The organism is Streptomyces sp. NPDC036764, assembly GCF_055609385.1.
Genome location: NZ_JBVJPT010000005.1, coordinates 173,703 through 196,152 on the forward strand (window position 1 = coordinate 173,703; position 22,450 = coordinate 196,152).

Here is a 22,450-nt window from a genome sequence, read left to right on the forward strand (position 1 = left end):
GCTCTCACGCCGTGCGCTTGCGTGACGTCGTCTTCTTCGCCGCCGTCTTCTTCGCGGTGCTCTTGGCCGTGCTCTTCGCCGCCGTCTTCTTCGTGGACCGGGCGGCCGACTTCGACGTCGACTTCTTGGCCGAGGCCGTCGTCTTCTTCGCGGCCGTCTTCTTGGCGGCGGACGTCGACTTCTTGCCCGCCGTCTGCTTCGGGGCCGCTCGGGCCGACTTGCGCTGGGGCAGGCGTCTGACCTCGGCCGCCTCCTCGGGCTCCTCGCCGCGCGACTCCTTGGCGGCGCGGACGCTGCTCTCCAGGGCCGCCATCAGGTCGAGAACCTTGCCGCCGGTGGCGGGCTCGGGGGCGGACGGCAGGGCCTCGCCGGCCGCCTTCGCGGCGATGACCTCCTCGACGGCCTCGCGGTACTCGTCGTGCAGATCGTCGAGGTCGACCTCGCCGAGGGTGTCCATCAGGGCGTCCGCGAGATCGAGTTCCTTGTCCCGGACGGTGACGTCGGCATCGGGTGCGACGCCCTCGGGCGCGCGGACCTCGTCGGGCCACAGCAGGCCGTGCATGGCGATGGCGTCGCCGACGACCCGGAGCATGCCCAGCCGCTCCCGGCCGCGCAGTGCGAACTTGGCGATGGCGACCTTGTTGCTGCGCTTGAGCGCCTCGCGCAGCAGGGTGTACGGCTTGGCGGCCGGGGCGCCGCTCGCGGCGAGGTAGTACGCCGCGTCCATCTGGAGCGGGTCGATCCGATCGCCCGGGACGAAGGCCACGATCTCGATCGTCTTCGCGGTCGGGATGGGCAACTGGACCAGGTCCTCGTCGGTGATGGGGATGATCGAGCCGTCCGCGTCCTCGTACCCCTTGCCGATCTCGGCCTGGCTGACCTCGCGGTCCTCCAGTTCGCAGAACTTGCGGTACCGGATCCGGCCGCCGTCCTCGGTGTGGATCTGGCGGAAGGAGATCGAGTGGCTCTCGGTCGCGTTCACCACCTTGATCGGGATGCTGACCAGACCGAAGGAGATGGCGCCGTTCCATATGGATCGCACGTGCGGAACCTTTCGAGGCGGTTCAGGCCGGTTTCATGTGATTCTCATCGTATGACGCCGATCACAGAGGTGGAGGGGCGGCGCCTCGCGCTCAGCAACCTGGAGAAGGTGCTGTATCCGGCGACCGGGTTCACCAAGGGCGAGGTGCTGCACTACTACGCGACGACCGCCGAGGTACTGCTGCCGCATCTGCGCGACCGGCCGGTGTCCTTCCTGCGCTATCCGGACGGTCCGGACGGCCAGGTGTTCTTCACCAAGAACGTCCCGCCCGGCACCCCCGAGTGGGTCACCACCGCCGAGGTCCCCCGGGTCGAGGGGCCGGCGCGCATGGTGTTCGTGCAGGACCTCGCGAGCCTGATGTGGGCCGCCAACCTGGTCACCGAGTTCCATACGCCCCAGTGGGTGATCGACGCGCCCGGCGAGGCCGACCGCCTGGTCTTCGACCTCGACCCGGGATCACCGGCCACCGTCGTGGAGTGCTGCGAGGTCGCCCTGTGGCTGCGTGAGCGGCTGGCCGCCGACGGCATCGAGGCATACGCCAAGACGTCGGGTTCCAAGGGCCTCCACCTCGCCGCGACCATCCGGCCGGCCTCCTCCGAACGGGCCACCGAGTACGCCAAGGACCTCGCCGTGGAGGCCGAGAAGGCGCTGCCGAGGCTCGCCATCCACCGGATGACCAAGAGCCTGCGGCCCGGCAAGGTCTTCGTCGACTGGAGCCAGAACGCGGCCCGCAAGACGACGGCGACCCCCTACACCCTGCGCGCCCGCCGCGAGCCGACGGTGTCCGCCCCGGTCACCTGGGCCGAGGTCGAGGCCTGCCGCTCCCCGGGGTCCCTGACCTTCACCGCCCCCGACCTGGCGCCCCGCCTGCAGGACTACGGCGACCTGCTGGCGCCGCTGCTGGACGCGGATCGGGCGGGTGCGCTGCCCTCATGACGGGGGCGGTCACCATCCGGCCCGTCCGGCGTTCGAGGACGAGGCCCCTTTCAGGGCCGAAGCGGGGGCCTGCGCCTGGGGGACGGCACCTCGGCCGACCCGCAGAACTCAACCGGCGCCGCCCCACACCCGCCGGTCCCGGGCCATCGCATGCAGCGCCTCCACATCCGCCGGCTTCAGCACCCCGCCCGTCCGCGCCAGCCGCTCCACCTCCGTGTCCCTGAGGACCCGGACCTCACGAAGCGACGCGGTGATCGCCACGTCGGCCGGGGCGACCAGGACGAGCACGGGACGGACCTCGGCGGTCAGGGCGTAGGACGCGCGGTCGGCGTCGGCACGCACGCGGCGCAGCAGCGGGTACGCCTCACGGCGGCCGAGGGAGACCATCGGGTCGGCGACGGTGACCTTCGCCTTGCGGGCGTACAGCGTGTGCAGCGCGAACAGCCCGCCGGGCCCGATCACCAGGTGGTGGATGCGGTCACCGCCCGGCAGCGGCACGGAGTGCAGCGTGTGCCAGCCCGCGCCGTCCAGTCGGTCCAGTGCCTCCCCGACCGCCTGCTCGGCCGTCAGGGCCCGGCGCCTCGGGTCTGGCCGCAGCCGGTGGGAGGGGCCCGGGTCCCGGTCCAGGGAGATCAGCAGCGCCTCGCCGGGACGGTTCGGCGCCAGGTCGTCGTCCGGGTGCAGGGTGAGGCGCGCCAGCTCGGCGGGGGTGGGTACCGGGGGCGGGCCCACCGTGACCGGGCCGGTGATGAAGGGGCCGAGCGCCTCCAGCACATCCTCTCTGCTCGTGTCGCTGAGCAGGTTGATCCGGCCCGCCTCGCGGTCGTACCAGGCGAGGTTGCGCCCGTCCGTGAGACAGACGTAGAGCCGTTCCTGGCCGTGTCGCCAGGTCGGTATGACGCGCAGTCCGCTCATGCACCATCACCCCACGACCATGGGAACAGGCGGGGTGCTCCGGGGGCAAGAACCCGGTTACCTTTGAGAGGAGTTGGGCACACCCCTCGCGAGGGGTTGGGGAGGCGCCGTTGCGTACCCGCAGGAAGCAACCCGACGTACCTGCTCCGGACAGCCCGTGGAGCGAGATCGTGCCCGGCCTGTGGATGGGCGGGCACGAGTTCCGGGGACGCACGGGGCAACTGGAGTTCGCCGTCGTACGGGACGAGTTCGATCTCGTGCAGACGCTGCTGCGGCTGCCCGGACACGGCCCCGACCCCGGCGTGGAGCACCATGTGTGGCCGATCCCGGACGGGCCGCTGGACGGCACCCAGCTCGCCGGGGTGATCCGGCTCGCGGAAGCGGCGTGCGAGGCCATGGACGCGGGCCGCAACGTCCTCGTGCGCTGCTACCACGGCTACAACCGCTCGGGGCTCGTCGTCGCCCACGCCCTGGTCCGCCGGAGCCACTCCGCCGAGCAGGCGATCAGGCTGATACGCTCCCGCCGCTCTCCGTGGGCCCTGCACAACGAGCTGTTCGTCGACTACCTCCGGGCGGGACTGTCGACCGCCCGGCTCCTGGCAGAGCTCGCCGAGTAGCCGGTCGCCCGTACGCCCGCCGGGTGCGCAAAAAGGACTTCCGTACGAATAGGGTGTACGGGCCGACGACACCCCGAGCCCCAGGAGAACCGTGCCCCGCAGCCGCCTCACGCGCACCGTCGTGCTCAGTGCCCTTGCCGCACTGCTGCTGACGGCCGCGACGGCCTGCGGTGACGCCGGGGGGCTCCGGGGCGCCGGCCCGACCGAGACCGCGGTCAGCCCGGACAAGCTCTGGCCGAGACTGACGCCGGCTTCCCGGCCCGCCTATGAGATCGGCGAGGTGAACCGGGAGGTCGTGAAGGGCGTCATGCTCCCCGGGGACGACATCCACGACGTGAACCCCGTGGCGGTCGTGCGCAAGGAGCTCGCCAAGAGCCCGGGGGACTATCAGGGCAAGGACGCGCCGTACCGCGAGACGGGCCGCCTGATGGCGCAGTGCGCGGCCGGCGCCGGCCATGGGAAGTGCCCGGTGCTGCGGCCCTACTTCCGGGACCTGACCGGCGACGGGCGCCCCGAGCTCACGGTCGGCTTCCGGCTGATGCCCGGCAAGACGACCGCGGTGCGCGTCTACACCGTCGAGAAGAACCGGCTCGTGCAGGTGATGAGCTGGGACGACGCCGTCAGCAGCGTCGAGCTGGCCGGCCGGTCGGTGATCATCCGTTCGCCGTCCGAGGTCGCCGGGTACGAGTACCGCCTCCAGTGGACCTGGGACGCGGACCAGAAGGCGATGCTGCTCACGCACGACGAGATGCTGCGCACCGGGCCCCGCAGGAAGACGCCCCACCCGTCCGCTTCGCCGTCGGCCTCACCGTCCGCGTCCCCCTCCCTCACGCCCTCTGCGAGCACGCCATGAGGCTCGCGCTGCCCCAGTGGGCAGGCACGCTGGCCGTGAAGGCCGCCGTCTTCATCACGGTGATGTGCTGTGCGCTGGCCGTGCTGCTCGGCATCCTCGTGCATGTCTCGGTGACCAACCAGACGGTCGGACAGGCCCGCGAGCTCGCGCTGTCCAAGCTGGAGGACGCGACGGCGGCGTTCGAGGCCGGGGACCCCGCGGGGCCCGGCGTCGCACTCGACCCACCGGACCTGCCCGAGTCCCTGCGGAAGCTGGCGGTGGCCGGGGAGCGCGGGACGATGGTCGCCGATCACCGCGGCCGGCCCACCATGTGGGCGGCGGGCCCCGCCGACGGCGAGCGGGCTCTCGTGGTCGAGGTGGACTACTCCCAGCAGGCCCGCACCATCGACGGCCTCGACCGGGCGATCGTGTGGTCGTCGGCGCTGGCGATCGGGGTGACGGTGCTGGTGGGCGCGTTCGCGGTGACGCGGGTGACCCGGCGGCTGCACGCCACCGCCCGGGTGGCCCGGCGGATCAGCGGGGGCGACCTGGACGCCCGGGTGGACGACCCCCGCACGAAGGAGGACTCGACCCGGCCACAGGACGAGGTGGCCGCGGTCGCGGCGGCGCTGGACTCCATGGCCTCCTCGTTGCAGAGCAAGCTGCTCGCCGAGCAGCGGTTCACGGCGGACGTGGCGCACGAGCTGCGCACCCCGCTGACCGGGCTGCACGCGGCGGCCGAACTGCTGCCGCCGGGACGCCCGACGGAGCTGGTGCGCGACCGGGTGGCCGCGTTGCGCACGCTGACCGAGGACCTGCTGGAGATCTCGCGGCTGGACAGCGGGCGCGAGCGGTCCGAGCCGGACAGTGAGCCGCTCGCGGCACTGGCCGAGCGGGTGGTGCGGGCGTCCGGCACCGAGACCGAGGTCGTCGTCCTGCGCGACGTCGTGGTGGAGACGGACCGGCGGCGGCTGGAGCGGGTGCTCGGCAACCTCGTGGCCAACGCGCACAAGCACGGGCGCGGACCGGTGTCCGTGACGGTGGACGGGCCGGTGGTCACCGTCCGGGATCACGGGGGCGGCTATCCGGAGTACCTCGTCGCACACGGGCCGCAGCGGTTCCGTACCGAGGGTGGGGCGAAGGGGCACGGCCTCGGGTTGACCATCGCGCTGGGGCAGGCGGAGGTGCTGGGGGCGCGGTTGTCGTTCGGCAACGCGGCGGACGGCGGCGCGGTCGCGACGCTCGCCCTGCGGTAGGCACAGCTCCCCGGTGTCGCCCGTGCGGCGCTTCTCCTATGGCCCATTAGGACGAGCGAACGCCCGATCGGCCTCCTAATGTGGCGATTAGTCAGGTTCGTTCCCTTGTCCTGGAGGTACACATGGCACTGCGATCCCGACTCGCGATTTCCATAGCCGCCGGCATCCTCGCCGCCGCGGCCGCCGCAACGCCCGCCGTCGCCGACGACGAGTGGGGGTCCCAGAGTGGTGACTCGTCCGCCGAGTCCCAGGGCGAGGACTGGGGCGGGGAAGAGGGCGGGGACGGGGGCGGCGACCTGGGCGGATCCGGCGAGGACTGGGGCCAAGGCGGCAACCAGGGCCAGCAATTCACCCGGGGGCGCGTCACGGCGAGCACGCTGCTGCTGCGCTCCGCACCCAACCGCGGCAGCCAGGTGATCCGTGTCGTCCACCGCGGGGACATCGTCAGGATCTTCTGCAAGACCCCCGGACAGAGCGTCCAGGGCAACCGCACCTGGTATCTGCTCGCGGACGGCACCTGGGCCTGGGGCTCGGCCCGCTTCATCGACACCCTCGGGCGCACGCCGCGCTGGTGCTGAACATTAGGCACACAAGACGGACTATTTGGGTAAGTTCCGGACATGACCAAGGCCGGAACCACCCTGGTGGCAGCGGACGCGCCCGCTCCCGCCGCACCGCTCCCCCGGCGCCGTGGCATCGAACTGGCCCTCATCGTGGTGGCCGTCCTGCTCTCCGTGTACGGCTACTGCGCGGTCGGCCTCGCCCGTAGCGGCACCGTCCCGCCCGGCGCCGCCGGATACGGCGCCGGGCTCGGCGTACTCGCGCTGGTGGCGCATCTCGCCGTACGTCTGCGCGCCCCGTGCGCGGACCCGCTGCTGCTGCCGATCGGGGTGCTGCTCAACGGCCTCGGCCTGGTACTGATCTACCGGCTCGACCTGGAGACGCCGGGCGACCGGGCGGCGCCCACCCAACTCGTGTGGTCCACGCTGGGAGTGGCGCTGTTCATCGTGGTGGTCCTGCTGCTGCGCGACCATCGCGTGCTCCAGCGCTACTCCTACGTCTGTGTGGTCGCCGCGCTCGTCCTGCTCACCCTGCCGATCTTCTTCCCGTCAGTTAACGGCGCCCGCATCTGGATCCGGATCGCCGGATTCTCCATCCAGCCCGGCGAGTTCGCGAAGGTGCTGCTCGCGGTGTTCTTCGCGGCGTACCTGGCCGCCAACCGCAACGCGCTGGCGTACACGGGCCGTCGCGTCCTCGGCATCCAAAAACTCCAACTGCCCACCGGCCGCGTCCTCGGCCCGATCGTCGCGATCTGGCTGCTGAGCGTGGGTGTGCTGGTGCTGGAGCGCGACCTCGGCACCTCGCTGCTGTTCTTCGGCCTGTTCGTGGTGCTGCTGTACGTCGCCACCGGCCGCACCGGGTGGATCGCCCTCGGCCTGCTGCTCGCGGCGCTCGGCGCGGTGGCCGTCGGGGAGTTGGAGCCGCATGTGCACGGCCGGGTCGAGGACTGGAGGCACCCGTTCGCGTCGATCGCGGCGGGCGAGGGACCCAACCAGCTCTCCCAGTCGCTGTTCGCCTTCGCCGCGGGCGGCACGCTGGGCACCGGACTGGGCCTCGGCCACTCGATCCTGATCGGCTTCGCGGCCAAGTCGGACTTCATCCTGGCGACGGCCGGCGAGGAACTGGGCCTGGCGGGCCTGTCCGCCATCTTCATCCTCTACGGCCTGCTGGTGGAGCGCGGCTACCGGGCCGGCCTCGCCCTGCGCGACCCCTTCGGCCGGCTGCTCGCGGTCGGGCTCGCCTCGATCGTGGCGCTCCAGGTGTTCGTGATCGCGGGCGGGGTGACCGGCCTGATCCCGCTGACCGGCATGGCGATGCCGTTCCTGGCGCAGGGCGGCTCGTCGGTGGTCACCAACTGGGCGATCGTGGCGCTGCTGATCCGGGTGAGCGACAAGGCGCGCAGCAGACTCGGCGTGCCCAAGGGCGAGGATGCCCCCGCGGTGAAGGGACCCGACGACCGTGCGGAGGCGGCCCGATGACCCGGCACATCCGGCACGCCGCTTTCTTCTGCGCCCTGCTGCTGGTCGCACTGCTCGTCAACGCCACCCGCATCCAGGTCTTCGAGGCCCCGTCCTACGACGACAACATCGCCAACCGCCGCACCACGATCGCCCGTTACGGGCAGCCGCGCGGCGACATCCTGGTCGACGGCGACCCGGTCACCGGCTCCCACGACACCGGCGAGCACCTGCGCTACGAGCGGACGTACACCAACGGCCCGATGTACGCGCCCGTCACCGGCTTCGCCTCGCAGGAGTACGGCACGACATTCCTCGAGCACGCGCAGGACGGCGTCCTCGCGGGGACGGACCCGCTGCTCTCCCCGTTCCCGTGGAGCGGTTCCACCCGCGACCGGTTCCCCGGCGGCGACGTCGTCACCACGCTGCGCCGGGCCGCGCAGGAGGCGGCGTACGAGGGGCTGGCCGGTCGCAAGGGCGCGGTGGCGGCGATCGAGCCGTCGACGGGACGGATCCTGGCCCTGGTCTCGGCCCCCTCGTACGACCCGTCCGCCCTGTCCGGCAACGGCTCTTCGGTGACCCGTTCCTGGGCGTCGCTGAACCGGAACCCGGACCGGCCGATGCTCAACCGGGCCGTGCGCAAGACGTATCCGCCGGGCTCGACCTTCAAGGTGGTGACGGCGGCCGCGGCGCTGGACGCGGGCGTGGTCGAGGACCTGGACGAGCCGACCGACTCCCCCGACCCGTACACCCTGCCGGGCACCCGGACCTCGCTGACGAACGAGTCCGAGGGCTGCGAGGACGTCCCGCTGCGGAAAGCCTTCGAGTGGTCCTGCAACACGGTGTTCGCGCGCCTCGGCGTCAAGACGGGCGTCGACCGGATGGCGCGGACGGCGGACGCCTTCGGCTTCAACGACGCGAAACTGAAGATCCCCTACTCGGTCGCCGAGAGCACCTTCGACTCGAAGGTGGACCGGGCGCAGCTCGCCCTGTCCTCGATCGGGCAGTACAACACCCGCGCCACCCCGCTCCAGATGGCGATGGTCGCGGCGGCCGTGGCGAACGGCGGTCAGGTGCGCTCGCCGTATCTGGTGGAGCGCACGACCCGGGCGAGCGGCGGCACGGTGTCGACGGCCGGGTCGCGCCCGACACGGCAGGCGATGCGCCCCTCGACCGCGAGGCTCCTGAAGGAGCTGATGGTGGATGTCGTACGGGAGGGCACCGGCACCAACGCCTGGATCCCGGGTGCGACGGTCGGCGGCAAGACCGGCACGGCCCAGCACGGCCTGGGCAACTCCGGTACGCCGTACGCCTGGTTCGTCTCCTGGGCCAAGGGCGACCGCGATCTGGAGCCCAAGGTGGCGGTCGCCGTGGTGGTGGAGGACGCGGACGCGGACCGGGGCGAGATCAGCGGGGGCGGGGACGCGGCACCGATCGCCCGTGCGGTGATGGAGGCCGTGCTGAAGTCACCCTCGGGCGACGGCGGTTGACGTCGGTTCCTGGATCAGAGTGGCCGGCAGGGCGACGTAGGCGGTGACGCCCGTGCCCTGGGTGGGGCGGAGCTCGACATGGGCGCCGAGGCGGGCGGCGAGGGCGCCGACGACGTGGTGGCCGAGGAACCGGGTCGGGGCGGTGTGCAGGGAGTCGCCCTTCCCCGACAGCACGGCGTTGGCCTTGGCCATGCGCTCCGGTGTCATGCCGATGCCCCGGTCCACGACGGCCAGGCAGTACTCGGTGGCGTCCGGCCAGCCGTAGACCTCGACGGGCTGCGTGGGCGGGCTGAACATCAGCGCGTTCTCCACCAGCTCTGCGATCAGATGGGACAGTTCGGCGACGCTGTGGCCGCGGACGCCGCACTGCTGGACGTCGACCGCGGCCACCCTCTGGTACTGCTCGACCTCCGCGACGGCCGACCGCACCACGTCCGTGACGGCGACCGTGCCCTTCCAGGACCGGGCCGGCGACTCCTCACCGGCCAGCACCAGCAGGGACTCGGCGTTGCGGCGCATCCGGGTGGCCAGGTGGTCGAGTTCGAAGAGCTCGGCGAGGGCGTCCGGGTCGAGCTCCTGGCTCTCCAGGGTGGTGATCAGGCCGAGCTGCCGGTTGAGCAGGCTCTGGTTGCGGCGGCCGAGGCTGGCCAGCGACTCGGTGCTGGTGCGGCGCAGGACGGCCTGTTGGGCGGCGAGGCCGACGGCGGTGTCCTCGACGTTGCGCAGGGCGGCGGCCAGTCGGCTGATCTCCCGTGCGCCGCCGGGGAGTTGGGGCCGCCCGGCCCCGTCGGCGTGCCGGATGTCGGGGTCGGCCTCCTGGATCCGCCGGACGGCCTCGGGCAGCCGTGCTCCGGCGACGGCGTCCGCCTCGTCGGCGAGGGCGCCCAGCGGACGGGTGATGGAGCGGGCCGAGAAGACGGCGAGTGCGACGGCCACGCCCAGGATCAGCGCCCCGAGGGCGAGGAACCCGCCGAGCTGCCGGGTGGCGGCGGAACCGGCATCGGCGGCCCGCTCACGGACCTCGGCCCCGACCTCCCTCTGCACGCCGTGCAGATCGTCCACGAGGGTCGTCATGTCGGCCCACCACCGGGCGGGGGCCACGTCGAGTGCGGACCCGTCGGCCCCTCGCTCGGCCCGCGCCTCGTACCCGGCGACCCGGCGCGCGGCGCCCGTACCGAAGGCGTCGTCGAGCGCGGACTCCTCGTCCGACCGGGCGAGTTGCCGGAACTGCCCCAGCGCGGCCACCCGGGTGGCCCGGACCTCCGTGAAGTCGAGGTATTCACCGGAGCGGAACCGCCCCGCCGCGAACACCCCGTTGAGGGAACCGCGTTCGAGCGCGACGGCCTCGGTGGCCCGGGCGAGGGCCTGAAGGGCCTGCACGCCCTGCGCGATACGCCGGTCGCCGTCCGGGACACCGGCGGACTCGGCGTCGACGAGTCGCGTGACGGCCTTGGTGTAGGTGCGCAGGGTGGCGGCGCGGTCGGCGGTGCCGGTGTCGACGTGCTCGCGCGTGGTGGCGAGGGCGGCGAGCGGAACGTCGGCGGCACGCAGGGCGGAGACGAGGGGACCGCTCCCCTTCTCCAGCTCAGCGCTCAGGGCGTCCCGCGCCCGGTCGGTACGGGTCCGCTGGGCGACGACGTCGTCCCGGTACCCCTTCTCTCCCCCCAACAGCCCGTTGGTCAGCCCGCGTTCCCGCTGCACTTCCCGGACGAGCCCCTGCACCCGCAGCAGCACCCCGACATGTGCCTCGGTGTCCCGGGCGGCGGACCAGTCGGCGACCCGGTCGGCGACACCGAGCCCGGTGAGGGCGAGCAGCAGACACGTCGGAACGGCCAGCACTATCGCCATTCGGCCCCGAATGGAGCTCCAGCCGGGCAGCGCGGCAGGGCGGCGGGCGATCGAGCGGAAGGAGGTCAGTAAGTTCCCCGTCATGCTCCGTGAAGCTACGGGAGGGCCGGTCAGGGCACGGTTTCCCGCCCGTAAGACGGCGGTTCACAGGTACTCACCCACCCGCCGTCACGGATGTGAAAGAGGGACATGTGCCCACGTACTGAGACGCCCTCTGGGCCACCGCCGGCCACCGACCTATCGTTCGGTCCATGCCGACTTCAACCACCCCGGAACCCGCCTTCGAACTCGCCCAGGTCAACATCGGCCGTCTCAAGGCCCCGCTGGACTCACCGCAGTTGAAGGACTTCGTCGACAACCTCGACCCCGTGAACGCCGACGCCGAGGCCGCGGACGGCTTCGTGTGGCGACTGAAGGGCGACTCCGGCGACGCGACGGACGTGGCCGTCTTCGGGGACGAGTGGCTGATCATCAACCTGACGATGTGGCGCGACACGAACGCCCTGACCGCGTACATGTACCAGGGCCGCCACCGCGAGATGCTGGCCCGCCGCCGCGAGTGGTTCGAACGCGTCCAGGAGGCGATGACGGCCCTGTGGTGGGTTCCGGCGGGCCACCGCCCGACGGTCGCGGAGGCCGAGTCCCGCCTCCTCCACCTGCGCACCAACGGCCCCACCCCGTACGCCTTCACCCTGCGCACGTCGTACCCGCCCCAGGGGGCGGAGCCGGTCGCGGGAGAGGTGCCTGAGGGGCTGGGCTGCTCGGTCTAGGTCTGATCAGCCATCGAGGCGTTGACCCGCCTCGATGGCCTGCTCCACCTCCGCCACCCGCTCCCGCTCCTCCACCGCGAACCGCTCGGCGTCGAGTGTCTCGGCGATCTCCTCGTCCTGGGCCATCAGCAGGTCCAGATCGGAGTCCCCCATCTCGAACACGCCCATGTCCACATAGGCCTGCTGAAGGCGCTTGCCCCACAGCCCGATGTCCTTCACGCACGGGACGATGCGGGAGAAGAGCAGCCGCCGGAACAACTGCAGAAACTCCGAGCGCTCACTGATCTGCTCCGCCTCGGCCTTCGGAATGCCGAAGTTCTCCAGGACCTCGACGCCGCGCAGCCGGTCGCGCATGAGATAGCAGCCCTCGATGACGAACTCTTCGCGCTCGCGCAGTTCGGCATCGGTGAGCTGCTTGTAGTAGTCCCGCAGCGCCATCCGCCCGAAGGCCACGTGCCGCGCCTCGTCCTGCATCACATAGGCGAGGATCTGCTTGGGCAGCGGCTTGGTCGTGGTGTCCCGGATCATCCCGAACGCGGCCAGCGCGAGCCCCTCGATCAGCACCTGCATCCCGAGATACGGCATGTCCCACCGGCTGTCGCGCAGCGTGTCGCCGAGCAGCGACTGGAGGTTGTCGTTGATCGGGTAGACCATCTGGACCTTCTCGTGCAGGAAACGCCCGTAGATCTCGGCGTGCCGTGCCTCGTCCATCGTCTGTGTCGCCGAATAGAACTTCGCGTCCATGTCGGGCACCGACTCCACGATCCGCGCCGCGCAGATCATCGCGCCCTGCTCGCCGTGCAGGAACTGGCTGAACTGCCAGGACGCGTAGTGCTGCCGCAGCTCGCCCCGCTCGCGCTCGTTCATCTTCGTCCAGTACGGCGTCCCGTACAGCGCCATCGCCTCGTCCGGCGTACCGAGCGCGTCGTACGGATCGACTTCCAGCTCCCAGTCGATCCTGCGCTGCCCGTCCCACTGCTTGTCCTTGCCCTTCTGGTACAGGGCCAGGAGCCGGTCGCGTCCGTTGTCGTACTCCCAGCCGAAACGGGCCGCGCCGGCCGCCGGCACCTGCCAGAGAGGTTCTCCCGGATCGTTCGTGTACAGGTCGTATGTCGGCATGTTCGGCAGGCTCACACGTGGTAGACGCGGGGTCAACAAGTCCTGCGCAAGGGATTGACGGTCTTGCTGACAGGCAGTCTCATAAGAGTCGGACGACGTACCCCCGGTAACAGAGGTGAGGGACCGATGACGACCCTGACGGAAGCCGACGCGCTGGACGGCCTGCGCGACGCGCTCGGGCTGCTCAAGGACCGCGAACAGGTGGCCGAACGCCTCCTTGCCTCCTCCGCCAAGCACTCCTTCGACCCCGACAAGGAGCTGGACTGGGAGGCGCCCTTCGAGGAGGGCAAGTGGTTCTGGCCCCCGGAGCTGGTCTCGCTCTACGACACCCCGATGTGGAAGCGGATGAGCGAGGAGCAGCGCATCCTCCTCTCCCAGCACGAGGCAGCCGCACTGGCCTCCCTGGGCATCTGGTTCGAGATCATCCTGATGCAGCTCCTGGTCCGCCACATCTACGACAAGGCGGCAACCAGCGCCCACGTCCGCTACGCACTCACCGAGATCGAGGACGAGTGCCGCCACTCCAAGATGTTCGCCCGCCTGATCTCGCACGGCGGCACCCCCTGGTACCCGGTCAGCCGCGCCCACCAGAACCTGGGCCGCCTGTTCAAGACGATCTCGACCACGCCCGGCTCCTTCACGGCGACCCTCCTCGGCGAGGAGGTCCTCGACTGGATGCAGCGCCTGACCTTCCCGGACGAGCGCGTACAGCCCCTCATCCGCGGCGTCACCCGCATCCACGTGGTCGAGGAGGCCCGCCACGTCCGCTACGCCCGCGAGGAACTGCGCCGCCAGATGCTGACGGCCCCGAAGTGGTCCCAGGAGTTCACCCGCGTCACCTCCGGCGAGTTCGCCCGCGTCTTCTCGGTCGCCTTCGTCAACCCCGAGGTCTACACGAACATCGGCCTGGACAAGCGCGAGGCCCTGGCCCAGGTGAAGGCCAGCGCCCACCGCCGAGAGGTCATGCAGACGGGAGCCAAGCGCCTCACCGACTTCCTGGACGACATAGGCGTACTACGCGGAGTGGGCCGCCGCCTGTGGAAGTCGTCGGGCCTACTGGCGTAGCAACCCCCACGACCGGCAGCCGCGTACGGCGGGAAGGGGACGTGCCGGGGGGTGTCCGCCCGCAGCGGCGGGCGTCAAGAAACAGCACATCTTGCGACACAGCAACCGCCCGACCGAGGACGGACACCCCCCGGCACGGCCCCGACCCACAACGCACCCGCACGCGCCACGCACACCCCCACTCTCCGCCACAGGCCACCGCAGGCACCCCCCGGCCTCACCGCCGGAGGCTACGCTGCTGGTCATGACGCCCTCGGCCCCCACCCCCGCCTACCGTCGCCTAAGCGTCGAGGAGCGCCGCAGCCAGCTCCTGGAAGCCGCCCTCGGCCTCTTCGCCCACCGCACCCCAGAGGACGTGTCCCTGGACGACGTGGCGGAAGCGGCCGGCGTCTCCCGCCCCCTCGTCTACCGCTACTTCCCCGGCGGCAAGCAACAGCTCTACGAGGCCGCCCTCCGCTCGGCCGCCGAAGAGCTCCAGCACTGCTTCGACGAACCCCGAGACGGCCCCCTCCTCCCCCGCCTCGCCCGCGCCCTCGACCGCTATCTCACCTTCGTCGACCAGCACGACACCGGATTCAGCGCCCTGCTCCAGGGCGGCAGCGTCGTGGAGACCTCCCGCACCACCGCCATCGTCGACGGCGTACGCCGCGCCGCCGCCGAGCACATCCTGCGCCACCTCGACGTCGCCGATCCCGGCCTCCACCTGCGCATGACCGTGCGGGTGTGGATCACCACGGTCGAGGCGGCCTCCCTGATCTGGCTCGACGAGGGCAAGCAGCCCCCGATGCCGGACCTGCGGGACTGGCTGGTCGACCAGTTCGCGGCGGCGCTCGCCGTGACGGCGGCCCGGGACCCCCAGACGGCCGCGCTGGCCCAGAAGCTGGCCGACGACCGATAACGCCGCCCGACGGCCGATGGCCGACACTGTTGCAGTGAAGAGCGAAGACACCCCCTTCGAGGGCGGCCCCATGGACGGCCGCGTTCTCCCCGTCCTGCTGGGCATCACGAGCCACCCGCCCAAGACGTACCGCATCCCGGTCCCCGACCCGCACGGCGGCCCGCCCACGGTCCTCGTCTACCGCCGCGTACCGCGCACACAGGGCGCCCACCCCGGCCTGAGCCGCCGCTGGAAGTACGAGTACGACCCCGAGGGAAAGGCGAGCGGCCGACTGAAGTGGCCGTGGTCCAAGCCAGACACCACGCCGCCCGGCAAGCCACACGACTCGGACGAGTGACCTCGCTGCGCCGAACCGCGCACATCCGCCGCGCGAACCCGGTACGACCGTCCGATGCTCACGATGCGGAGCAGAGAGCCTGCCCGCATCGGAGGTGATGACGTGTCAGGAAGGCTTCTGCGTCTGGCGTGTACGGCGGCGGCGGCCGCGACGGCCGTCACGCTCCTCGCCCCCGCCCCCACCATGGCGGCCCCCTCGGCCCTCTCGACCCCTACGGCCCCCACGGCTCCCGCGCCCCTCGACCCCAAGGAGCGCTCCACAGCAGATCTCCTGACGGACCTTCAGCAGCTCTACCGGGAGACCGAGCAGGCCACGGAGACCTACAACGCCACCGCGGACAAGCTTCAAAGGCAGCGCACCGAGGTGGCCCGCCTGGACACCGCGCTCTCCCGCGCCCGGCTGTCCCTGCACGACAGCAGGGGCGCGGCCGGCCGGCTGGCCCGCCAGCAGTACCAGAACACCACCGACATCTCCCCGTACGTCCGCCTGCTGCTGGCCGCCGACCCGCAGCACGCCCTCGACCAGGGCCATGTCATCGGCCGCCTGGCCCGCGAGCGCGCCGAGACGGTCGGCCGTCTGACCGGCTCCGAACGCAAGGCCGCCGAGCTGGCCCGCCAGGCCCGCAGCGCCCTCGACGGCCAACTCGTCCTCGCGGAGCGCCAGAAGAAGGACCGGGACGCCGTCCTGAAGAAGCTGCGCAAGGTGGAGGAACTCCTGACGTCCCTCACTCCCGAACAGCTCGCCGCGCTGGCCCAACTGGAGAAGAAGGACACCACCGACGCCCAGCGCGACTTCCTCGCCTCGGGCGCCCTCGATCACGACGACCACAAGCCGTCCTCCGAGGGCGCCCGGGCGATCCGCTACGCCAAGCGGCAGCTCGGAAAGCCGTACGAGTGGGGCGCGGAGGGCCCCAGGTCCTACGACTGCTCGGGCCTGACGTCGAAGGCGTGGGCCCATGCGGGAACGCGCATCCCGCGCACCAGCCAGGAGCAGTGGGCGCGGCTCGACCGCATCCCGCTGACCGAGCTGCGCCCCGGCGACCTGGTCATCTACTTCCCGGACGCCACGCACGTGGCCCTGTACCTGGGCAAGGGCAAGGTGGTCCAGGCCCCGCGCACCGGCGAGAAGATCAAGATCTCCCCGATCGCGTCGAACCCGGTCCTGGGCGCCGTACGCCCGAAGGACCCGGAGGTCACGCCCCAGCGACCTCACCGAGATAGGCCGCGGTCTTCTCAGGATCGTAGAAGTAGTTCTCGAAGTCTGCCGGGTCGTTGAACCCGTTGGCGAACCGGTCGGCGACCGGCTGCAACTGACCGGCGGCGCCGATGAGGTTCAGGATGTGCTCCGGCGGCGGGGCCAGCATGGCGTTGGTCCACTTGGTGACGTGCTGCGCGGTGTCCCAGTACCGGTCGAACGTGGCACGCATCCAGGTCTCGTCGAACTCCTTGTCCCCGTGCTCCAGGATCGAGGAGAGGTAGGCGGCGGCGCACTTGGACGCGGAGTTGGACCCCTGGCCGGTGATGGGGTCGTTGGCCACGACGACGTCCGCGACGCCCAGCACGAGCCCGCCGCCGGGAAGACGGCCGATCGGGTTGCGCACGGTCGGCGCGTATCGTCCGCTCAGCGTGCCGCCGGCGTCCGTGAGCTCGACCTTGGTGGCCCGGGCGTACTCCCAGGGCACGTACCGCTCCATGAGTCCCAGGGTCAGGGAGAGGTGCTCCGCCGGGTCCTTCACGCCGTCGAAGACGTCGAGCGGCCCGCCGGGTATGCCCTCCCAGAACAGGATGTCCGCGCGTCCGGAGGTCGTCAGGCACGGCATGACGAACAGTTCGCCGACGCCGGGCACGAGGTTGCAGCGCACGCCCTCGGTGTCCGGGTGCTCCGGACGCGGGCCGAGGCCGTGGACGTACGACACGGCCAGCGCGCGCTGCGGCTCGCCGTACGGGGACCGCTCCGCGTCCCGCCCGAACATCTGGACGAGCTCGCCCTTGCCGGCCGACACCAGCACCAGGTCGTACGTACGGGAGAAGTAGTCGAGGTCGCCGACCGCCGCGCCGTGGATGACGAGCTGCCCGCCGCGCTGGGCGAACGTCTCCATCCAGCCGGCCATCTTCACCCGCTGGTCGACGGACTGCGCGTACGCGTCGAAGCGCCCGAGCCAGTCGATCGCGCGGACCGCGGGCCCCTCGCTCCAGGAGCCGGGGGCCGCGACCGAGACGCCGAGTCCTTCGATCTTCGGGGCCTGGGACTCCCAGAAGTTCAGCTCGAGGTCGCGCTCGTACTGGAGCGCCGTGTGGAACATGCACTGCGTGGACATGACCCGGCCGGAGCGGATCTCGTCCGCCGTCCGGTTGGACATCAGGGTGACCTCGTACCCGTTCGACTGGAGTCCGAGGGCGATCTGGAGTCCGGACTGGCCGGCTCCGACGACGAGTATCTTCCGCATGCGGGTGGTGTCTCCTACAGGGATCGGGGGCGGCTCGGGGAGGACGGGGCTACTCGGGGGTCACGTCCAGGGCATGGCCGACGAGGGCCAGCAGGGTCTCGATCACCGAGATCCGGCGCCGCGCATCCATGATCATTACAGGTATGTGCGCGGGGATCGTCAACGCCTCCCGCACGTCAGCCGGTTCGAACAGCTCGCTGCCGTCGAAGTGGTTGACCGCGACGACGTACGGCAGCCCGCAGCTCTCGAAGTAGTCGAGCGCCGGGAAGCAGTCCTTCAGGCGCCGGGTGTCGGCCAGGACGACCGCCCCGATCGCGCCGCGCACCAGGTCGTCCCACATGAACCAGAACCGCTGCTGGCCCGGCGTGCCGAACAGGTAGAGCACCAGGTCGTCGTCGAGCGTGAGCCGGCCGAAGTCCATGGCCACGGTGGTGGTCAGCTTGCCGGGCGTGGCGGTGAGGTCGTCGGTCTCCTCGCTCGCCTCGGTCATCAGCGCCTCGGTCTGCAGCGGCGTGATCTCCGAGACGGCGGTGACCAGCGTGGTCTTGCCGACACCGAAGCCACCGGCCACGACTATCTTCGTGGCGACCGGGGCCCGGGTGCGGTCCGTCTGCCAGGACCGCAGGTGCTCCTCCTCGTCGGGGAGCGGGGCGACGCCGAAAGCGGCGGCGTCAGAGACGACGGAGTCCACTCAGCACCCTTTCCAGCAGAGCGCGGTCCGGCCGGCCCGTGCCGTGGCCGGTTCCCGTGCCGTACACCCGGATCTTTCCCTGGTCCGCGAGATCGCTGAGGAGCACCCGGACCACGCCGAGCGGCATCTTCAGCAGCGCGGCGATCTCGGCCACCGTGCGCATGCGGCGGCACAGTTCGACGATGGCCCGCATCTCCGGCATCACCCGCGTGGCGAGGGAGCCCTTCGTCAGCTCCTTGCGCTCCTCGGGGGCTTCGAGGGCGGCCACGAACGTCTCCACGAGGAGGACGTGGCCGAAGCGGGTACGGCCGCCGGTGAGCGAGTAGGGCCGTACGCGGGCGGGCTTGCGGTCACCGCCGCGGACGGGGAGCTGCGGCCTGTTCTTCGGGGCGTTGCTCATCGGGTACTCCCTGCCGACGCGGCCTCCAGCGACTTCCGCAGCTCACTGCGGAGTTCGGGGGTCAGGACATGGCCTGCGCGGCCGACGAAGAGCGCCATGTGGTACGCCACCACGCTCATGTCGCAGTCCGCGGAGCCGTGCACCCCGAGCAGGGAGCCGTCGCTGATGGACATCACGAACAGGCTGCCCTCCTCCATCGCGACCATCGTGTGCTTCACGCCGCCGAACTGGATCAGCCTGGCCGCGCCGATGGTGAGGCTGCCGATGCCGGAGACCACGGTGGCGAGGTCGGCCGACGATCCTCGGGGGCCCCTGGGCTGGGGGGTCTTGGCCCGGGCCGCGTCGTTGCGGTCCGGGTCGGAGGAGAGCAGGAGCAGGCCGTCGGAGGAGACCACCGCCACTGACTGGATGCCCGGCACCTCCTCGACCAGGTTCGTCAGCAGCCAGTGCAGGTTGCGTGCTTCACTGCTCAGTCCGAAGGTACTGGGCGCGGTCAACTGGGTGCCTCCTCGACAGTGCCCCCCGTGGCTTCCTCGGATACGACTGGTTCGGCGGCCGGCGCCTTGTTCTGGGCCGTCTGCTCGGCGATCTCCGCCTCTACCTCTCGGTAGCCGGCCTGGGCGCCCTGGCGGAAGCCGCCGAGCCTTCTGCGCAGGGCCTCGGCGTCGACACCGCCGGTACGCCGGGGCGGAGCCTGGGTGGGGGTGGTGATCTTCGGGGTGCGCTTGGGCAGGCCCTTGTCGGTGAGCTGCTCCTCGTCCGGGGTGCGGGTGTGTTCCGCCTCGGCCACGCCTTCGGCATATGAGTTCGCACCCGCACCACCCGTGCGACTTTCGTCGTCGGGTGCGGGTGGCCCCTGTGGTGCGTCCCCGCCGTCGGCGACCGCGGCTCGGCCGGCCGGCCGCACCGGGAAGTCACCCGAGGGCTGAACCGGGGCGTCGGCTGTGGGCTGCACCGGGGTATCCGCCGTGCGCTGCACCGGGGCGTCGGCCGTGGGCCGTGGCGGGGCGTCCGCCGTGGGCTGCACCGGGATCAGGAGTTCCATCGTGGTCTCGGCAGGGTGCTCGCGCTCCTGCTCGACCTCGATGGCCGGGTCGACGTGCCCGGCCTCCGGTACGGCCTCTTCGGCGCCCGCGAACTCCTGTACCGCCTCACCGGCGGTCGGGCCGGACTCCAGTACCGCGTCCTCGGCGCTCAGGCCGGACTCCAGTACCGCGTCCTCGGCGCTCAGGCCGGACACCGGTACAGCACCCTCGGCGCTCAAGCCGGACACCGGTACAGCACTCTCGGCGCTCAAGCCGGACACCGGTACAGCACTCTCGGCGCTCAAGCCGGACACCGGTACCGCGTCCTCGGCGCTCGGGCCGGACTCCCGTACCGCCTCGTCAGTGCTTCGGCTCGACTCCGGTGCCGTCGCCTCCGCACTCGGGCTCGGCTCTCGTACCGCCTCCTCGGTCTCCTCCGTCTCCCGTACCGCCCGCTCCGCCATGGCCACCAGCGGGTCGGGGTCCTTCGGGCGGCCGCGCAGGACGTTGGAGTTGGCCTCCGCGTCGGCGCCCGGCAGGGAGAAGGCGTGGCCGGCGGTGTGGTGCCGGGTGTCGGAGGGGACCGCGGCGGCGGGGGCGGGGGCCAGCAGGTTCCTGGGCAGGACGGCGACCGCCGCGATCCCGCCCTGCTTCTGCTCGCGGAGCTGGACGCGGACGCCGTGCCGGTGGGCGAGGCGCGCGACGACGTAGAGGCCGAGGCCCAGGCCCTCGTCGCCCTCCTGGTCGTAGGAGACCTCGGGGTCGAACTCGGCGAGGCGGGAGTTGAGGCGGCCGAGGCGCTCGGCGGTCATGCCGATGCCCTCGTCCTGGACGGAGATCATGACCTCGCCGTTCTCCAGCAGCCAGCCGGAGACCTCGACGGGAAGGTCGGGCGGGGAGAACGAGGTGGCGTTCTCCATGAGTTCGGCCAGCAGGTGCGAGAGGTCGTCCGCGGCGAACCCGGCGACGTGCGCGTGCGGCGGGAGCGCGGCGATGCGGACCCGCTCGTACCGCTCGATCTCGCTGACCGCCGCGCGGACGACGTCGACCAGCGGGACCGGTCCCGCGTGCTGCTGGACGTGCTCGGTGCCGGCCAGCACGAGGAGGTTCTCGCTGTGCCGGCGCATGACCGTGGCGAAGTGGTCGAGCTTGAAGAGGGTGGCGAGGCGCTCCGGGTCGTGCTCGCGCTCCTCCAGAGCCTCGATGACGGCGAGCTGGCGCTCGACCAGGCCGAGGGTGCGCAGGGCCAGATTGACGAACGAGCCACCGATGCTGTCCCGCAGCTTCTCGAGCTGGGCGGCGGACTCGCTGAGTTCGGCACGCAGCCCCTCGCGGGCGTCGGCCATCTTCTGCCGCTGCCCGACCAGGTGCTTGCGGTCGGACTCCAGGGTGCCGATGCGCTCGTGCAGGGCGACGGCGTGCGCGTGCAGGGCGTTGACGGAGTTGACGACCTGCGCGAACTCGTCGTTGCGGCCGGTGAACTTGACGGGCTCCTGCGCCGCCGGGTCCTCTGCCCCTGCCAGCCGGGCCGAGCCGAGCCGCAGGACGGCGAGGGGCCGGGTGAGGCTGCGGGCCATGCCGGTGGCGACGCCGACGGCGAGCAGCATCAGGGCACCGAGGATCGCGATCCGGATCTCCAGCGCGGTGACGTCGTCGTCGCGGAGCTGCTCCAGGGCCTTGGTACGGCGGTCGTAGAGCGCGGACTCGGCGCCGCGCATCGAGTCGACGCGGGCGGAGAGGGCGGCCTCGGCACGCTGGGTGTTCGTGGCCAGGTCCCGGTCGGAGAGCGTGGACTGGTCGGTGAGGGCGGCGAGATACCGCTCGGCCGTGTCGACCTCGGGGCCGGTGACCGTGGAGTCGTACGAGTCGCGCGCGCTCTTGGGAGCGGTGTCGCGGAAGTCGTCGAGGGCGGCGTCGGAGCGCAGCCGGGCCTGCTGGGCGGCGGCGCTGAGCGCGGCGCGCTGCTTGGCGTCGGCACCCGAGGAGGTCTCCTGGGTGGTCGCGAGGCCGGTGACCGGGTCGATGACGGTCTCGGTGGTGGTCGGCACGCTGAGCGCGGCGAGCAGCAGCCCACGGGCGGATGCGGCCTGCTGTACGGCGGAGTCCAGCTCGGCCAGCGCGTAGGCGCCGGAGCCCGCGCGCGGCGGCATCTGTTCGGCCAGCCGCTCGGCGAGCCGGTGGAGTTCGGTGATGGCGGCCGAGTAGGCCTGGTGCGAGTCCAGCGCGGTGCTCTTGCCGGTGAGCGAGGACCGGCGCAGGGCCGCGATGCCGTCGAGGTCCGCGCGCAGCGAGGCGGGGGCGTCGGTGTCGGCGCGCAGCTCCTCGACCTGGCGGTCGACGCGGGCGCTGCGCTGCTCGCTGGGCGCCTTGGACTTGGGGCGGCCGGCTGCGATGTACGAGGTGACCTCGTCCCGCTCGTCGGCGAGCGAGTGCGCGAGGGTGAGCGCGTCCTCGGTCTGCTCGGCGAGGGTCACCAGCGCCTGGGAGTCGTGCAGTTGCCCAGAGGCGGCGACGATCGAGGGGACACCGGCGCCGGCGATGGCGGCGGCCACCACGGCCACGGCGACGATCAGCCGGTTCCGTACGTGTGTCGGGCGCCCCTTGCCTGCGGGCGCGATGTCGGCGGTGGTGCCGGGAGCGGGCTGCGCGCCCCCCGCGGAGGCCGTCTGCTTGCCTGAGCGACGTGGCCGCATCTTCTGCACCGGTGCTCGCATTCCTGACTCGTGATACCCATGGGTCCGGATG

Annotated in this window: 21 protein-coding genes; 12 read left to right on the forward strand and 9 right to left on the reverse strand. The window is 71.6% G+C overall.

Features of this window, described 5'->3' with window-relative positions; genetic code table 11:
• Positions 1-4: 4 nt before the first annotated feature.
• Complete coding sequence (gene ku / locus ACZ69Q_RS21460) at positions 5-1,042, reverse strand: non-homologous end joining protein Ku (protein ID WP_471044098.1); 1,038 nt, start codon at positions 1,040-1,042, stop codon at positions 5-7.
• A gap of 51 nt (positions 1,043-1,093) precedes the next feature.
• Here ku and ligD point away from each other — a divergent pair, with 51 nt between their 5' ends.
• Complete coding sequence (gene ligD, locus ACZ69Q_RS21465) at positions 1,094-1,978, forward strand: non-homologous end-joining DNA ligase (RefSeq protein WP_471044100.1); 885 nt, start codon at positions 1,094-1,096, stop codon at positions 1,976-1,978.
• 108 nt (positions 1,979-2,086) lie between these two features.
• Here ligD and ACZ69Q_RS21470 read toward each other — a convergent pair whose 3' ends face one another.
• The gene (locus tag ACZ69Q_RS21470) at positions 2,087-2,893 is read right to left on the reverse strand and encodes a nuclease-related domain-containing protein (RefSeq protein ID WP_471044102.1); all 807 of its coding nucleotides are present in this window, start codon (positions 2,891-2,893) and stop codon (positions 2,087-2,089) included.
• 110 nt (positions 2,894-3,003) lie between these two features.
• Between ACZ69Q_RS21470 and ACZ69Q_RS21475 the strand changes: the two genes are divergently transcribed.
• From ACZ69Q_RS21475 to ACZ69Q_RS21500, 6 genes are all read left to right on the forward strand, one after another.
• A complete protein-coding gene (locus ACZ69Q_RS21475) occupies positions 3,004-3,510 on the forward strand; it encodes a protein-tyrosine phosphatase family protein (protein WP_471044105.1) in 507 nt (168 codons plus the stop codon).
• 91 nt (positions 3,511-3,601) lie between these two features.
• Positions 3,602-4,363 (forward strand): hypothetical protein, encoded by a 762-nt coding sequence (locus tag ACZ69Q_RS21480; RefSeq protein ID WP_471044107.1) that lies wholly within the window; start codon positions 3,602-3,604, stop codon positions 4,361-4,363.
• Positions 4,360-5,598 (forward strand): ATP-binding protein, encoded by a 1,239-nt coding sequence (locus ACZ69Q_RS21485; RefSeq protein WP_471044110.1) that lies wholly within the window; start codon positions 4,360-4,362, stop codon positions 5,596-5,598. The genes ACZ69Q_RS21480 and ACZ69Q_RS21485 overlap by 4 nt, the downstream gene beginning before the upstream one ends.
• A 122-nt stretch (positions 5,599-5,720) precedes the next feature.
• Entirely contained in the window at positions 5,721-6,176 is a 456-nt protein-coding gene (locus tag ACZ69Q_RS21490; RefSeq protein ID WP_471044113.1) for an SH3 domain-containing protein, read from the forward strand.
• A 42-nt stretch (positions 6,177-6,218) separates the two neighbouring features.
• Positions 6,219-7,637, forward strand: a complete 1,419-nt coding sequence (locus tag ACZ69Q_RS21495) for an FtsW/RodA/SpoVE family cell cycle protein (protein WP_471044115.1) — start codon at positions 6,219-6,221, stop codon at positions 7,635-7,637.
• Positions 7,634-9,106 carry a penicillin-binding transpeptidase domain-containing protein gene (locus ACZ69Q_RS21500; protein WP_471044118.1) on the forward strand — a complete coding sequence of 491 codons (1,473 nt, stop codon included), beginning with the start codon at positions 7,634-7,636 and terminating at the stop codon, positions 9,104-9,106. Before ACZ69Q_RS21495 ends, ACZ69Q_RS21500 begins: the two co-directional genes overlap by 4 nt.
• Here ACZ69Q_RS21500 and ACZ69Q_RS21505 read toward each other — a convergent pair.
• Complete coding sequence (locus tag ACZ69Q_RS21505) at positions 9,083-11,038, reverse strand: sensor histidine kinase (RefSeq protein ID WP_471044121.1); 1,956 nt, start codon at positions 11,036-11,038, stop codon at positions 9,083-9,085. The two genes, ACZ69Q_RS21500 and ACZ69Q_RS21505, sit on opposite strands and share 24 nt — an antisense overlap.
• Before the next feature lie 167 nt (positions 11,039-11,205).
• On the opposite strand from ACZ69Q_RS21505, the gene ACZ69Q_RS21510 reads away from it, so the two are divergent.
• Positions 11,206-11,724 carry a DUF3291 domain-containing protein gene (locus tag ACZ69Q_RS21510; RefSeq protein WP_471044124.1) on the forward strand — a complete coding sequence of 173 codons (519 nt, stop codon included), beginning with the start codon at positions 11,206-11,208 and terminating at the stop codon, positions 11,722-11,724.
• Between the two features lie 6 nt (positions 11,725-11,730).
• Here ACZ69Q_RS21510 and ACZ69Q_RS21515 read toward each other — a convergent pair whose 3' ends face one another.
• Complete coding sequence (locus ACZ69Q_RS21515) at positions 11,731-12,843, reverse strand: ferritin-like domain-containing protein (protein ID WP_471044127.1); 1,113 nt, start codon at positions 12,841-12,843, stop codon at positions 11,731-11,733.
• A 126-nt stretch (positions 12,844-12,969) separates the two neighbouring features.
• Between ACZ69Q_RS21515 and ACZ69Q_RS21520 the strand changes: the two genes are divergently transcribed.
• The 4 genes from ACZ69Q_RS21520 to ACZ69Q_RS21535 all read left to right on the forward strand — a co-directional run bounded on the left by ACZ69Q_RS21520 (position 12,970) and on the right by ACZ69Q_RS21535 (position 16,418).
• Positions 12,970-13,908 (forward strand): AurF N-oxygenase family protein, encoded by a 939-nt coding sequence (locus tag ACZ69Q_RS21520; protein WP_471044129.1) that lies wholly within the window; start codon positions 12,970-12,972, stop codon positions 13,906-13,908.
• A gap of 244 nt (positions 13,909-14,152) precedes the next feature.
• Positions 14,153-14,806, forward strand: a complete 654-nt coding sequence (locus ACZ69Q_RS21525) for a TetR/AcrR family transcriptional regulator (RefSeq protein ID WP_471044132.1) — start codon at positions 14,153-14,155, stop codon at positions 14,804-14,806.
• 16 nt (positions 14,807-14,822) lie between these two features.
• Positions 14,823-15,143 (forward strand): hypothetical protein, encoded by a 321-nt coding sequence (locus tag ACZ69Q_RS21530; RefSeq protein ID WP_471044134.1) that lies wholly within the window; start codon positions 14,823-14,825, stop codon positions 15,141-15,143.
• Positions 15,144-15,245: 102 nt separating this feature from the next.
• Positions 15,246-16,418 carry a C40 family peptidase gene (locus ACZ69Q_RS21535; protein WP_471044137.1) on the forward strand — a complete coding sequence of 391 codons (1,173 nt, stop codon included), beginning with the start codon at positions 15,246-15,248 and terminating at the stop codon, positions 16,416-16,418.
• Here ACZ69Q_RS21535 and ACZ69Q_RS21540 read toward each other — a convergent pair.
• Genes ACZ69Q_RS21540 through ACZ69Q_RS21560 form a run of 5 tightly spaced genes read right to left on the reverse strand, consistent with a single transcriptional unit; the run spans position 16,336 to position 22,407 of the window.
• On the reverse strand, positions 16,336-17,589 hold the full coding sequence (locus ACZ69Q_RS21540) for a styrene monooxygenase/indole monooxygenase family protein (RefSeq protein WP_471044139.1): 1,254 nt from the start codon (positions 17,587-17,589) through the stop codon (positions 16,336-16,338). The two genes, ACZ69Q_RS21535 and ACZ69Q_RS21540, sit on opposite strands and share 83 nt — an antisense overlap.
• A 49-nt stretch (positions 17,590-17,638) precedes the next feature.
• A complete protein-coding gene (locus ACZ69Q_RS21545) occupies positions 17,639-18,280 on the reverse strand; it encodes a GTP-binding protein (protein ID WP_471044142.1) in 642 nt (213 codons plus the stop codon).
• A complete protein-coding gene (locus ACZ69Q_RS21550; protein WP_471044144.1) occupies positions 18,261-18,680 on the reverse strand; it encodes a DUF742 domain-containing protein in 420 nt (139 codons plus the stop codon). Before ACZ69Q_RS21550 ends, ACZ69Q_RS21545 begins: the two co-directional genes overlap by 20 nt.
• Positions 18,677-19,177, reverse strand: a complete 501-nt coding sequence (locus tag ACZ69Q_RS21555; protein ID WP_471044146.1) for a roadblock/LC7 domain-containing protein — start codon at positions 19,175-19,177, stop codon at positions 18,677-18,679. The genes ACZ69Q_RS21550 and ACZ69Q_RS21555 overlap by 4 nt, the downstream gene beginning before the upstream one ends.
• Positions 19,174-22,407 (reverse strand): sensor histidine kinase, encoded by a 3,234-nt coding sequence (locus tag ACZ69Q_RS21560; RefSeq protein ID WP_471044149.1) that lies wholly within the window; start codon positions 22,405-22,407, stop codon positions 19,174-19,176. The genes ACZ69Q_RS21555 and ACZ69Q_RS21560 overlap by 4 nt, the downstream gene beginning before the upstream one ends.
• Positions 22,408-22,450 lie beyond the last annotated feature (43 nt).